We start from the raw sequence: 12940 nt of genomic DNA on the forward strand, positions 1-12940 counted from the left end.
CGGTTGAGTGACCTGATTTGCTTAGAGCACCAGTTGTCCGTCATTGAAAAGAAGCCCTACCGGGAGCGGCAGAAGCGCGTTCTCTATCCGCCGAAAGAAAGCAATCGTGCCCGCCTGTGCGGAATCATCGACACCATCCTTGCAGAAAAGCCGGAGGATTACGAAGCGTTTCTGCAAAAACTGGAGCAGCAAGGCTATGAGGTGAAGCGTGGCAAGTACACCTCCGTCAAGGGTGCACGGCAGAAACGTTTTATTCGGTTCCGCACTCTGGGCACCGGGTACAGTGAGGAGGAAATCAAGGCGGTGCTGGAGGGCAAGGCGAAACACCAGCCGTACCAGAAGCAGCCGCCGAAAGAACAGCCCTTCCAGTTGCTGGTGGATATTCAGGGAAAAATGGCACAGGGCAAAAGTGTCGGCTACAAAAAATGGGCAACGAAGTTCAACCTGAAAGAGATGTCCAAAACGCTGCTATTTTTACAGGAGCAGAAAATCGGCAGCGCCGAAGAACTGCGGGAAAGTGCAGCAGCGGCAACGGAACGCTATCATGCCATGGGCGATTCCATCAAGGCAGCAGAAGCAAGGCTGACAGAAATTGCTGTCCTGAAAACTCACATCATCAACTATGCTAAGACCCGTGAGGTGTACGCCGCTTATCGGAAAGCCGGGTACAGCAAGGCATTTCTGGAAGCTCACCGGGAGGAAATCACCCTGCACAAGGCGGCGAAAGCTGCCTTTGACGAGGCAGGGCTTCAAAAGCTGCCGAAGGTCAAGGCGTTGGATGCGGAGTTTACAGAACTGCTGACCAAAAAGAAAGCAGCCTACCCGGACTACCGCAAGGCACGGAATGAGATGCAGGAACTGGTTCGGGCACAGAAAAACGTAGAACGATTTTTTGCGGAGGAAAAGCCAGCACAGGAGAACGAGCAGGCTCGATAAGAACAAATTGCCGGGAGTTGACCGCAAGAGGTCGGCACCCGGCAATCTTTTTTCGTTGGTTCAATCTTTAACGGAATGGTTTATCTCTTTCGATTGTGTATGTTGGTGTAACCAACAGGTTTGCTGGTAACTCACTCCGTACTTCTCAATCGTGGCATGGTAGTCATTTCCATGCTCGATGCAGTAGCTGACAATTTCAATCCGTTCTTCGTATGTCGTAGTCCGTCCTTTGGTCATATAGATATCACTCCCTCGGTCTCTGCTGGGCCGTAATTCCTTATGACCATTATACATCTTAATCCAGTTTTGCAACTGTGTTCTTGATGAAATTCCGTACTTTTTACAGATTGCTGCGTGACTTCCTTCTCCGTTAAGGTAGGCTTGTACAGCAGATAGTTTTAGTTCCTTTGAATATCGTCGGTTCTCTGTACGCAAAAACCCGCTTTCCCCATAGGTTTCATATATTCTAACCCAATCCTGAAATGCCTGTTTGCTTACTCCTAACCGTTTCGCTTCTGCTCCCTGACTTGTTTCTCCCTGTTGATATCGCTTCACTGAATGGATGATCTCTTCTGGTGTCCGTTTTGACATAATAATGCTCCCCATAGTGTAGTCTCGAATTTTTGTTATTTCGAGTGTCTACTCTATGGGGAGCATATCAGCTGTGCAGGGGCTTGGCAAGCTGCAAGGCGCAAACGCAGCCATGAAAAACTTCATCCATAGCTAAAGCGCAAGCCGGGGCGAACGCCTCGGCTTGCTTTTTTATAAATTTCGTTTTTGCTTTTACTCAAAGAGGTTGCAAAAACTATCTCTCCGTGCTATAATGTCTACGAATATTAGAGAGGTGAGCATTATGAAGCACTATGAGAAGCTGCTGGAATTAGGCTGCTTCAGCAAAAACGATCTGGAGCAGATCACCGGCAGCGAAGCTGCGGCCAAATGGCTTTGCCGTGAGTATCAAAAGAAAGGATACATCGAGCGCGTAAAGCGGGATTTGTATGTTGCCATCAGTCTGGAAAACCAACAGCCCATTGCCAACCGCTATGTAATCGCCTCTCACATCAGTAACGATGCCGCTGTGTCGTATCACAGCGCGTTCGAGTTTTACGGTTACAGCAATCAGGTCTTTTACGAAACGCAAGTGACCAGCGAGAGCCGGTTCCGGGATTTTGAATACGACGGCGTGACATACCGGCGGATTGCTCCTCGCATTACTGGCGGTATCACCGAAATAAACGGCACCCGTGTCACAACGCTGGAGCGGACGGTGATTGATTCTGTCAATCTGTTTGAGAAAATCGGTGGGCTGGAAGAACTTTTGCGCTGCCTTGCGCTAATCCCCACGCTGGATGAAGCAACGCTTTTGGCCTGCCTTGCGGAGTATGAAAGCGGCTTCCTCTATCAAAAAACGGGCTATATCCTGTCCACCTTTGCAGGCGGTCTCGGCCTCTCGGATAGTTTTTTCGCCATGTGCAAATCGCACCTCCCGAAAGGAAAATCCTATTTATCAAGCGAGAGCCAAGGCTTCATCTGGCACGAGGAATGGAAGCTGTATGCACCGAAAAATCTGATGCACACGATAGATAAAGGGGTAACAGACTATGATGCAATTTGACAGAATGACTTTGGGCAAGAAAGCCCGTGAATTGGGCTTTGTCCGCGATACCTTTGAAAAGGTCTGCCGTCTGGCCGATGTGCTGGATTTTATTCAAAAGGATGTGCTACTTTCCAACGCGCTGGCGCTGAAAGGCGGAACGGCCATTAACCTGACTATCTTCAATTTGCCACGGCTGTCCGTTGACATCGACATGGACTTTTCTGAAAATGTTCCTCGTGAGGAAATGCTCGCAATAAGGAAGCAGATCACGGAACGGATCAGTAAATACATGGCCGCCGCAGGGTATCATCTGAGCCAGAAATCCAAAACGTATCATGCGCTGGACTCCTTTGTTTATGAGTACCAAAATGCTGGTGGGATGAAAGACAACCTCAAAATCGAGATCAATTATATGCTTCGCTGCCATGTGTTAGCGCCGGTGCGCAGGACGGTCAATCTGCCTTGGCTGGAGCAGGAGCTTACTGCTTTGAGCGTCGATCCGCTGGAAATCTACGGTTCAAAGATCGTTGCACTTCTTAACCGTGCAGCTCCCCGTGACCTCTATGATATACATACAATGATGGAGTATGGATTGTTTGACGAATCGCAGGAACCCATGCTGAAAAAGTGTGTCATGTTTTATAGCACCATTGGCTCGGACAACGTTCCAGACCGATTCCATTTTGAGCAGATCGCCTCGGTGTCCCAGCAGCGTGTCAAAACCGACCTTATCCCGGTATTGCGTCGTGGCACTTGGTTCGATGCGCAGCAAGCGCATGAACAGGTCATCGCCTATCTGGAAAAACTGCTGATACCGGACGAACGGGAGCTTTCCTTCTGGACTTCGTTTGGCCAGCAGGAATACCGCCCGGAGCTGCTTTTCCAAGACGCAGATATTCTCTCGCGCATCGGCCAGCATCCGATGGCACTCTGGAAATGCAGCGATAGGCAGAATAAGCCCGGAGCTGAAAGGGACTGAGGCCAGTATGAAAAAGCACAGACATTACTGCAAAATCTGCAGCGAGTATAAGTCAAATGAGAAATTCTCTGGCAAAGGTCATGCCGCCCACATCTGCAAACCTGTTCTGCTCTGCCACCGGAAAAGAAAGCTGAGATGCTGGCGGTCAACCGGCTGCTGAATCTTCCGTGGCAGCTTTCCAAAGAACAAAAAGATTGGTTAAAGCGCAGGACGCATGATCGCCGCACTGAGGTCAAAGCACTTGCCCAGCAGCAATATGAAGTGCTTTGGGTACACGCACATTTGTGATGAGCTGGATGATGCAGAAGAAATAGAATAGTGCAAAGGGGCTGTTGCACAAGCCCAACAAAAAGACCAGAGTTATTTAGCCAAAAGACTTTACAACTCTGGTCTTTTGCTTTAACGTTAACAGTGCAAAATGAAACGGATAAAGCAAGAACAGCATATCGAAATTGAGGAGAAAAGTCAACAGTTAAAATTTCGAATGCAGACAGAAATTTGTAGGATTACAATAGATGTGTTACAAAGTCGAATAAAAAGAAAGACGAATGGGTCGTCCTGTGTTATAGTTAAGTTGCTACACAAAACACGCACAGAAAGGACAACGCATTCGCCATGAATACTGTAACACAAACCATGAAGTTCCGTCAATCCCTTTTAAGCTATGCAGAGAAGCACGGGGTCACACAGGCAGCAATCAAGTACAACGTGAATCGTCAGTATATCTATCGCTGGAAACGCAGATACAACGGCGATATTCAATCTCTTGCCAATAGATCACACCGACCGCACCACCATCCGAACCAACACACTGAAGCAGAACTTCAACAGATCACCAACTTCCGCAGACGAAATCCCAATACCGGTCTGGTCGTACTCTGGGTAAAACTGCGTCAGAAAGGCTATAAACGTTCCATTACAGGGCTGTATCGAGTTTTGCGCCGTCAGGGACAACTGACTGTTAAGCTTCCAAACCCCAAGTACATCCCAAAACCTTACGAAAAGATGCACTTTCCGGGCGAGCGTGTTCAAATCGATGTGAAATTTGTTCCAGAGTCCTGCATCGTCGGAAACGCCGCAGGTGAGAAGTTTTACCAGTATACTGCCATTGACGAATTCTCCCGTTGGCGGTATCTGGAAGCCTTTCAGGAGCATAGCACCTATTCCTCCGCCCAGTTTCTGGAACACCTGATCAAGGCTGCGCCGTTCAAGATTCTTTGCGTTCAGACGGACAATGGCACTGAGTTCACCAAACGTCTGCTCCCCGGCGACAACGGTCCCAGCCTGTTCGAGACGCGTCTCGAACAGGCTGGCATCCGCCATAAGCTCATTCGTCCCTACACGCCAAGGCACAATGGCAAGGTCGAGCGTTCCCACCGCAAGGATAACGAATACTTCTATGCTGACCACAAATTCTACTCATCTGAGGACTTCAAAGCGCAATTAAAAATTCATCGATACAAGTACAATCGTTTCCCGATTCGTCCTTTAGGTTGGCTCTCTCCGAACGAATATCTTGCTAAATACAGGAATCTGTCTTCTGTGTAACACATCATTGACAAACCCACAATATAGTATATCCTTAGTGTTACTATAATGTTGACATACAGCACAAAAAAAGTTGAATTGTAGAATCATTTGTGATACACTTGACCTAACTAAGAAAGGTAGAGATTTCAATACACAGCAAGAGGCTTTGTTTCAAAATAATTACGGACAAGGTAAAGTGGAGATGAAAATGCGTCATCAGGTAAATGATTATTTCAAGCAGAACATCGGGCGTGTCGCGCTGTTTGGCGTGTTTACGGTTTGCGTGTCGTTTTTCGCGCCGCTCAAGAGCTTCCAGCTCAAATGGCTCATCGACTCGAAATCAAAGCAGGAGGCGTTCGCCTACCTTGGCCTTGTGTTCCTCATCACCTTTTTGAGCTGGTTCTTTGAGACGCTCAGCCGCCGCACCTTTACAAAATTAGCCTGCGAGGCGGTCGAGCAAATACGCGGGCGTATCATGGGCGGCGTGCTCCGCCGCTCGGTTGCGCAGTATAATCAGGAGGGCGACGCATCCTATTTATCCCTGCTCACCACCGATTTGCGCACCCTATACGACGACTACTATATGTCGCTGTTCAACCTCGTGTTTTGGGGCGGCATCATGGTCTGCGCGCTGGTGCTTTACCTGTATATCAGCCCGGTGCTGCTGGTGGCGGTTTTCCTTGTGACGATTCCGCCGCTCGTGCTTCCGCGGCGGATGAACGCCAAGCTCAAGCAGGCGCGCGACGATTTTTCCAGACAAATGGCGGCCTATACCCAGCAACTCAAAGAACTGCTGGGCGGTTTCGAGCTGATACGTGCCTTTTTACGTGAGGACGCTTACGATTCCTGGCATCGGGCGGCGGCACATCAGGCGGAGGAAAACGAGTGTACTTACCAACAGAGCCTGAACGCGGTCATCGTGAACACCTCCCTGATCAGCAACCTGATTTTCCCGGTGATTTTGCTTATCGGTCTGCTGCTGGTGTTTGACGGTAAGATCACGCTGGGCACAATGTCTACCGCTGCCAGCATGGCAAACTTCGTTGTCACGCCGTGCAACCAAATCGCGCAAAATTACGCAAAGCTCAAATCCTCCAGGGGCATCCGCGAGCGGTTGGAAACCGCTATGTCCGACAGTGGCGACGAGACAAACGGCATGGAGCTTGCCCGCATCGCGCAAGTGGAATGTGAACATGTGGGCTTTACTTATCCCGCGGCGGCGGATGCCGTTCTGACAGACGCTTCGCTGTGCGCGGAGGACAGGCAAAAAATTGCCTTGATCGGCGAAAGCGGCTGCGGTAAATCGACGCTGGCGAAGCTACTGTTCCAGTATTACCCCGGCTACACCGGGCACATCCGCTTCAACGGGCAGGAGGTGCGGGATATCGACCGCACCGCCCTCTATCGGCGTGTCGGCTATATCGCGCAAAAGACTGTGCTTTTTAACGACACCCTGCGCAATAACATCTGCCTGCGGGAGGATTTTTCGGACGAGCAGCTCGCCCGCGCTGTCGAGAACGCCGGGCTGACCACGTGGGTCAAGTCGCTGCCCGACGGTCTTGACACCGTCATCAGCGAGGGCGGCAAGAACCTTTCCGGCGGTCAATGCCAGCGCATCGGCATCGCACGCCTGGCACTGCGGCAATACGATTTGGTAATTGCCGACGAAATAACCGCCAGCCTCGACCCCGACACCGCGCAGCAGGTGATGCAAAATCTGCTCAGCCTGCCCTGCATGGCAATTGTTATCACCCACGATGTTTCTAACTCCATGATGGGACGGTTTGATAAGATTTACAGAGTATTTTCTGATGGCAAAACCTCGGAATGCAATAAGGTTCGCCTTTTGTGAACCAAGAAACATTTTATGGGAGATGGGTTCATACTTTGTTTATAGAACTTCTGATTACAAAACCTAACGATAATGATTTTGTCCTTTTTTATTGCAAGGCATTGATTGCTCAACAATTGATACTCCATTATTGAGTAAAAACACGTATCGAGATTTAATGTATAGCTTGAGCAATTTTGGGATTCCTACGGTAAGGGTCGAACTATTTGGGAACGGTGATAGTGACGGATATAAATGTGGTAAATATGGTTTCAACGACATAATTGACTTATACGACGCTGCCATGCATCATGTTGTTGCCTCTGGGAAAAAACTGATTCTTTTTGGATACAGCATTGGTGCTCTAATGGTTCCGTCTTTAGTTAATCGAAATAGAGAGAGCGTATTGGCTGCAATTATTTTTGATACAATGATTTTTGGCCCGAAGGATTACTTTGTCAAAAATAAAATTCGGCAAGATATATTAAGGGGAATACCAAAAGACAAAATAATGTATAATGCGCGGACATTTGATTCCTTTATTGAAATTGTTCTTGATGGAAAGCACTCCATTAATGATATCGTGAAGCAAAATCCTCAGTATAGTACATATGTTGAACATGGACTATTTGCAGGGCATGATACAAATTATTACCATGAGCTGTCTGAAATTGATTTCTTAAGTGGATGCAAAAGCATCTCTTTGCCATTACTTTTGCTTATAGGAAGTCGAGATTGCGCAATCGACTTTAAACAACATCTGTTTTTTTTCGATTCAATTAGTTCTACTGAAAGTGATATAATTCATAAGGAAGTCTTTAGCATTGATCATTCCTTTCGTAATGAAACTGGTTCAATTGATTCCGAATGTATTAAATGCATTTGTGATTTTATATTTGAGATTGTGATGAAGCACATCCCATTTGATGGCGGAAGGGCATAATAGTTATGAATATCAATTCGTCTTATAGGAAAGTTTGGTTTGCAAGATTGATTTCCATTTTGGGGACAGGATTAACGTCATTTGGGGTAAGTGTCTGGGTTTACACGGTCACAGGAAAAGCGACCCCAATGGTTTTGATTCTCCTTTTCTCTATATTACCAGCGATATTTTTAGCACCTTTCAGTGGTTATTTATGTGACAAATACAATCGTAAGGCTATCATTATTTGCGCCGACTCCATTGCCGCTTTGATAAGTGTGTTTATCTATATTTGCGTCAGTTATTATGAATTCAATTATTTTGTTCTTTGTGTTTTTACCTTTCTTGATTCTTGTGCAAATTTCTTTGATAATAATGCATATCAAGCATCAATTACAACTTTGGTTTCTCCTGATGAAGTAAAAACTGCTAACGGCATGAGTCAGATTATTGATTCATTGGATAGTATTGCTTCCCCGATTGTTGCCGGAATGCTCTATCCATTAATTGGACTAAATGGGATTATAATAATTGATTTAATAAGCTATCTTGTTTCTTTAGTAATTCTTGTTACGATAGATTCAAGCAAGTTTTCAATGGACAACGAAAATCAGAAGAAACGAAATACAAAAAGAGAAATTTTGCTTGGATTCAAATTTATTTTTTCTCAAGGAAGTTTACGTGTACTTTTGATTTACTTTACTATTTTAAACTTTACGTTTAATCTCGCAACCTCATTAATAGAGCCTTTCGGCTTGACACTTGGGAATACATTTGACCTAGGCATTATTAAGGCTTGTGGTGGATTCGGGATTTTATGCGGAAGTTTGGTTGTTACATTTTCAAAGAAAATACATTTTACTTATAAAACGATCGTTATTGGTGGCTTGGTTGCTGGCATAGCTTTGCAACTTATGGGGTTCACACATATTACTTGCATTGTTGCAATCGGAAGATTTTCCTTTTCATTTGTTACGCCAATTTTGAATACGGTTGCCGGCACATTGTGGATGCAGGAAACACCACGGATTCTTCAGGGGCGTGTGTTTGCATCGCGTTCCATGATTGCAAGGTGTTTTGTTCCTTTGTCATACGTTGTCGTAGGCCCGCTTGTTGACATTGTTTTACCGAAGCTGTTGCAATCAAATCTTGGACTTATTATTAATGTAGTCGGCACTCAAGCACTTGAATACCGTCTCGTTTTTTGTGGAGCGGGGGTTTTGTGCGTTTTAATAACTTGCTGTGTTGCAGCAAATACAAATTTCAGAAAACTTTAACTTTTCCGCATCAAATTGTTTTATCAATGTTGTAAGAATTGTTATTAATATGCTTCAATTTTTTGTATGTTCTTTTCGCTATGCTATAGTCTTGGGGGATTCAAAATCTTTTGTCTGTTTGCGATGTTTGCACTTGTAAACATCAAATATAAAAGAAAGCCGGCCGAGAACGAAATCAACGTATACTCGGCCTGTTTGTGGTTCATAACTCTATTTCATTGCGTTTGGGTATTTGCCTCGGCGGATCTTCAGCCATTGCTTGACGATTGCGTTTTTCTTCCTGAACAGACTGCGGCGGTTCGGCTCTTTCATTGAGAACTTTTTCAACATCACGCCTGCCATGAAGCATTGTAGCAGGAGTAAACTGTTCTCCATACGCCTTTTGCAGTTGCTGAACAGCGTTCTATTCTTTCTCGTTGCGAATAGCCAGCCTTGCTTCATATAACTCTCCTGCGTCCAAATCTTTTGCCTGTTCCTGTAAGTCGGCAAAAGCGTTTTTTGCATCATCCAGCGCATAAGAATACTTTGCCTCGCTGACTTCGAGCTTTTCAAGCATCGTCTCTGCGGCAGTACACCTTTTCTTGACTTCGGCGGTATCCCTACTTTCTTCACAGTCAAGATACATGAGGATTATTGCCCGCTCCGAGCGCAAATCTTCGAGCTGTTCCGTCAAATCCTCGATGCGGCTGGTCAGCTCACGATGCTTCAAAACATTAAGAATTGGCGTTGCCTTTTTCTCGGCCTGTAACTCTTTCCGCGTTTTGATAGCAGCCTTGATTTGCTTTGTCAAAACATCGTATTTTTCAAGCTTAGGCTTGGCAGCTTCAAGATACGATGTCTCCAAAATGATAACATCGGCAGTCGTGGTGCTATCGTTACGGTTGTGGTAAATGGACAGAATGTCCGTTTGCTGCTAAGCAGAATCGTTTTGAAATTTCGTTACGGCTCTACCATGTGTCTTTTTTGATCGCATGATTTATCCGTAACGCTCTGGCGGTAGGATTTCTGACGGCAGGCATTACTACAATAGACAGCATCTTTGCGTTTAGGCGTAAATGTTTTGCCACAACACCTGCAAACAAGGCCGGTGCGCTGTGCAAGCCGCTTCTGTCGCTGGCGTTTCCAGTTGCCAAGTTTTCCGCACGTGTAGTAGTCACAATATTTTTTCGATTTGACAATTGTATAAAACGTTTTTCCGCAGCCCTTACAGATGATTTTTCGCACAGGGTACATATACTCATGTGCATTATGTTTTGCCTGTTGCTCGTCGTACCGTGCTTTTATGGCTGCGAATTCTGTGGAAATGGAGGATGCAGTGGGAAGTACAACATAGATTGACTTCACTTGCAATGTGGAATGACGCGACAAGAATTATTTACATGGATACACCAGCAGTACGGCACAGAGCCGGAATATCCCAGGCATGACTGGAATGCTGTGTTGCGGCACAACGACAATAATAAATGGTATGGTGTAGTTCTGGAAGTATCAGCTGATAAGTTGGGACTGCCGGAGGCAGGCATCGTTGATGTCCTTAATGTGAAAAGCGATCTGCTACTGATTGGCTCTCTTCGCGGGCAGAAAGGCTATTTTCTGGCCTATCACATGAACAAGGAAAAATGGCTCAGTATTCAGCTTGGCAAGCCGGAACTGGATGATGCTATCAAAGATCTGCTTTCTTTGAGCTATGAGCTGACAGCACCGAAAAAGCGCAACTTAAAGTCATCAGGAAAAAATCCGGGAGATTCCGCAAATGGCAAAGAAAAAGAAATTGACGAAGGCTGAGCGAAAGGAAGCACGCCTCCGAAAAGGCAAGCAGTGGCTGCTCACCTATACCGGTTCACCGAAAAAGATGAACAAGCATTACCGGGAACGCTTTCATGTGGATGCTGTGACTGCCGCTAAAGATTTGCAGGAGCTGGGGGTCAATTATACACAGGAACAGCTCGACCAGATAAAACAGGCTGAAGAGCAGCGGCTTCGGCAGCGGAGAATGGAGCGGGAAGCGAAAGAGAGGGAACGTCTGGCAGAACTGTATGAGGACTGCGATGATCGTTTTGCCTTTATCGCTGGATACACAGATGGCGGCGCACCGTTCGGTGTGATGTGGGAAGAAGTCGGCATTGATCCGGGACTGCCGTTCGAGGAAAAAGTGAATCTCTATCATATGCAGATGTTAGGCTGATAATTGTGCAGACGTCATCTGCACAATTTGCAACAAAAAAGAGAGGAGCCAGTCCAGGCTCCTCGAAGGTACATTATTTCAAAAAGTTGCTTTTATGTTCCAGCGCGTGCAGATTATATCCAAGTGTGGCCAGGTGCGCCACCTTCAGCGCAACCAGATTGATGTCGGTGGACATCGCACTGGCGATCTGCTCAGCTGTGTATCCATACTCATAGATGTAGCGAAGGACTTCATCGCTGTCCATCAGGATTTCTGCTGCTACGATGTTGGCTTCATATTCTGGTTTGGATTTCATATCGTAGAGCATGAACTCATGAATCGGGGTGGTTTTCGCCATATTCCGGTGAAGCTGGTCATGCCCTAATTCATGTGCGCACACAATGCGCAGCATATTTTCATCCAGACTGTTATTCAGGAAAATAAAGCGATTTCGCTTAATCACCCGGTACATTCCCTTCAGGGAACCAAAATTTTCGCAAAGCATGACATTGATACCAAGCTGCCTTGCAATTTCAAAAGGGTCTCTGGAACCGCAACGTTTTACCAGTTTCTCACCGACCCGTGAAAGCTGTTCCGCATTCATCATACCACCTCCAGTTTACAGTATAGCGAAAAGTGTGTACGATAAATATCACTGATCGGATTTTTTACGCCTCGTTTTCGGGGCGTATTTTTTATTGTTCTCTTTGGCAATCCAGTAGGCATCGGTCAGAGCTTTATAAGCTCCTTCGATGGCATCTTCGCTTAATTCGCCGCCAGCGAACATACCGGTCACTTCACTGACCAGCTCTTCAATATCTTTCGCTGCTTTTGCGCCGCCTTTTTCGTGAGCTTCTACGACATAGGTGCCGCTGCTGCCCAGCAGGTACTCAGTAGTAGTATTCAGCGCATCCGCAATCTTCTGCATCGTAACCATATTGGATGGCTTGCGGCTGCCAAGTTCATAATTCTGAATTGTGCGGGCGGTTACACCGGCCTTCTCTGCAAGTTCTACCTGAGTTAAATTGGCTTCTGTTCTTTTTTCTTTCAACCTTTCTTTGAAGACCATAGGAATACCTCTTTCTTTTTTGATGACAAACACGAACGCTTTTTCTTAAAAATCTATTGACATGAAAAACCGTGCTTGCTATAATGACGATGAAAGCATGAAATACAATTCGTGTAATTATAGTATCACAAGAAATGCTGTGTGTCAATGCGTTCGTGAAAAGTTGTTCATGTTTTCACAAACGGAGAGGAGGAATACGGGATGCAGAGAGTGATTCTTCACTGTGATATGAACAATTTCTATGCCTCTGTTGAGTGTATGCTGAACCCGGAACTGAAGAACAAGCCGGTGGCAGTGTGTGGTTCTGTGGAGGAACGGCATGGTATCGTACTTGCGAAGAACTATGCAGCAAAGGCGTTTGGCGTTTCCACGGGAGAGGCAATCTGGCAGGCAAAGCAGAAGTGCCAGGATCTTGTGATCGTGGAGCCGCACTATGAGCAATATATGAAGTTTTCAAAGCTGGCTCGTGAGATATACGATCGATATGATTCGCAAGTAATGCACACTGTGTTCTGACAAACCTGTAAAAGGAGGGGTTCTGATGTGTGGTGATTACACCCTTCGCCGTGAGAAAAGATACGTCGAAGTGGACGTTCGTTTTACTCCTGATGGCAAGATCCGCCCTCTTGCCATAA

Annotated in this window: 14 protein-coding genes and 1 pseudogene; 11 read left to right on the forward strand and 4 right to left on the reverse strand. The window is 46.2% G+C overall.

The annotated features are described in order from the left end of the window. The coding region (locus AAAU26_RS08975) for a relaxase family protein (RefSeq protein ID WP_349181022.1) at nt 1-936 on the forward strand (936 nt) is incomplete at its 5' end. Between the two features lie 60 nt (nt 937-996). Here AAAU26_RS08975 and AAAU26_RS08980 read toward each other — a convergent pair. Continuing rightward, the gene (locus AAAU26_RS08980; protein WP_187357438.1) at nt 997-1527 is read right to left on the reverse strand and encodes a helix-turn-helix domain-containing protein; all 531 of its coding nucleotides are present in this window, start codon (nt 1525-1527) and stop codon (nt 997-999) included. Nucleotides 1528-1789: 262 nt separating this feature from the next. Here AAAU26_RS08980 and AAAU26_RS08985 point away from each other — a divergent pair, with 262 nt between their 5' ends. The 7 genes from AAAU26_RS08985 to AAAU26_RS09015 all read left to right on the forward strand — a co-directional run bounded on the left by AAAU26_RS08985 (nt 1790) and on the right by AAAU26_RS09015 (nt 9072). Continuing rightward, nucleotides 1790-2551 (forward strand): type IV toxin-antitoxin system AbiEi family antitoxin domain-containing protein, encoded by a 762-nt coding sequence (locus AAAU26_RS08985; protein WP_015565725.1) that lies wholly within the window; start codon nt 1790-1792, stop codon nt 2549-2551. Next, entirely contained in the window at nt 2538-3512 is a 975-nt protein-coding gene (locus AAAU26_RS08990; protein WP_015565726.1) for a nucleotidyl transferase AbiEii/AbiGii toxin family protein, read from the forward strand. Before AAAU26_RS08985 ends, AAAU26_RS08990 begins: the two co-directional genes overlap by 14 nt. A 135-nt stretch (nt 3513-3647) precedes the next feature. Next, nucleotides 3648-3800 (forward strand): hypothetical protein, encoded by a 153-nt coding sequence (locus AAAU26_RS08995; protein ID WP_015565727.1) that lies wholly within the window; start codon nt 3648-3650, stop codon nt 3798-3800. Between the two features lie 327 nt (nt 3801-4127). Continuing rightward, complete coding sequence (locus AAAU26_RS09000) at nt 4128-5060, forward strand: DDE-type integrase/transposase/recombinase (protein WP_227619683.1); 933 nt, start codon at nt 4128-4130, stop codon at nt 5058-5060. A gap of 148 nt (nt 5061-5208) precedes the next feature. Next, nucleotides 5209-6894, forward strand: coding sequence for an ABC transporter ATP-binding protein (locus AAAU26_RS09005; RefSeq protein WP_227619684.1), 1686 nt, complete (start codon nt 5209-5211; stop codon nt 6892-6894). A 130-nt stretch (nt 6895-7024) separates the two neighbouring features. After that, nucleotides 7025-7816: an alpha/beta hydrolase gene (locus AAAU26_RS09010; RefSeq protein ID WP_227619685.1), complete on the forward strand. Its 792-nt coding sequence runs from the start codon at nt 7025-7027 to the stop codon at nt 7814-7816. Nucleotides 7817-7821: 5 nt separating this feature from the next. After that, nucleotides 7822-9072, forward strand: a complete 1251-nt coding sequence (locus AAAU26_RS09015) for an MFS transporter (protein ID WP_097791177.1) — start codon at nt 7822-7824, stop codon at nt 9070-9072. Nucleotides 9073-9475: 403 nt separating this feature from the next. On the opposite strand, the gene AAAU26_RS09020 is transcribed toward AAAU26_RS09015, so the two are convergent. Further along, entirely contained in the window at nt 9476-9916 is a 441-nt protein-coding gene (locus tag AAAU26_RS09020) for a hypothetical protein (RefSeq protein ID WP_208894439.1), read from the reverse strand. Between the two features lie 512 nt (nt 9917-10428). Between AAAU26_RS09020 and AAAU26_RS09025 the strand changes: the two genes are divergently transcribed. After that, the gene (locus AAAU26_RS09025; protein WP_097791181.1) at nt 10429-10857 is read left to right on the forward strand and encodes an MmcQ/YjbR family DNA-binding protein; all 429 of its coding nucleotides are present in this window, start codon (nt 10429-10431) and stop codon (nt 10855-10857) included. Further along, complete coding sequence (locus AAAU26_RS09030; RefSeq protein WP_015565732.1) at nt 10826-11257, forward strand: hypothetical protein; 432 nt, start codon at nt 10826-10828, stop codon at nt 11255-11257. The genes AAAU26_RS09025 and AAAU26_RS09030 overlap by 32 nt, the downstream gene beginning before the upstream one ends. A 73-nt stretch (nt 11258-11330) precedes the next feature. On the opposite strand, the gene AAAU26_RS09035 is transcribed toward AAAU26_RS09030, so the two are convergent. Together AAAU26_RS09035 and AAAU26_RS09040 are read right to left on the reverse strand one after the other, a co-directional pair. Next, the gene (locus tag AAAU26_RS09035) at nt 11331-11843 is read right to left on the reverse strand and encodes an ImmA/IrrE family metallo-endopeptidase (protein ID WP_008396542.1); all 513 of its coding nucleotides are present in this window, start codon (nt 11841-11843) and stop codon (nt 11331-11333) included. A 45-nt stretch (nt 11844-11888) separates the two neighbouring features. Further along, nucleotides 11889-12305, reverse strand: a complete 417-nt coding sequence (locus AAAU26_RS09040; protein ID WP_015565734.1) for a helix-turn-helix domain-containing protein — start codon at nt 12303-12305, stop codon at nt 11889-11891. A 201-nt stretch (nt 12306-12506) separates the two neighbouring features. On the opposite strand from AAAU26_RS09040, the pseudogene AAAU26_RS09045 reads away from it, so the two are divergent. Next, a pseudogene (locus AAAU26_RS09045) lies at nt 12507-12803 on the forward strand (DNA polymerase Y family protein); the annotation flags it as partial. Nucleotides 12804-12940 lie beyond the last annotated feature (137 nt).

It is taken from the genome of Faecalibacterium longum, from assembly GCF_040094125.1.
Lineage (GTDB): Bacteria > Bacillota > Clostridia > Oscillospirales > Ruminococcaceae > Faecalibacterium > Faecalibacterium longum.

Bases quoted from the DNA above. Each gene is read 5' to 3' on its own strand.
- AAAU26_RS08980 (WP_187357438.1), bottom strand. From the start codon at position 1,527: ATGTCAAAACGGACACCAGAAGAGATCATCCATTCAGTGAAGCGATAT.
- AAAU26_RS08985 (WP_015565725.1), top strand. From the start codon at position 1,790: ATGAAGCACTATGAGAAGCTGCTGGAATTAGGCTGCTTCAGCAAAAAC.
- AAAU26_RS08990 (WP_015565726.1), top strand. From the start codon at position 2,538: ATGATGCAATTTGACAGAATGACTTTGGGCAAGAAAGCCCGTGAATTG.
- AAAU26_RS08995 (WP_015565727.1), top strand. From the start codon at position 3,648: ATGCTGGCGGTCAACCGGCTGCTGAATCTTCCGTGGCAGCTTTCCAAA.
- AAAU26_RS09000 (WP_227619683.1), top strand. From the start codon at position 4,128: ATGAATACTGTAACACAAACCATGAAGTTCCGTCAATCCCTTTTAAGC.
- AAAU26_RS09015 (WP_097791177.1), top strand. From the start codon at position 7,822: ATGAATATCAATTCGTCTTATAGGAAAGTTTGGTTTGCAAGATTGATT.
- AAAU26_RS09025 (WP_097791181.1), top strand. From the start codon at position 10,429: ATGACGCGACAAGAATTATTTACATGGATACACCAGCAGTACGGCACA.
- AAAU26_RS09030 (WP_015565732.1), top strand. From the start codon at position 10,826: ATGGCAAAGAAAAAGAAATTGACGAAGGCTGAGCGAAAGGAAGCACGC.
- AAAU26_RS09035 (WP_008396542.1), bottom strand. From the start codon at position 11,843: ATGATGAATGCGGAACAGCTTTCACGGGTCGGTGAGAAACTGGTAAAA.
- AAAU26_RS09040 (WP_015565734.1), bottom strand. From the start codon at position 12,305: ATGGTCTTCAAAGAAAGGTTGAAAGAAAAAAGAACAGAAGCCAATTTA.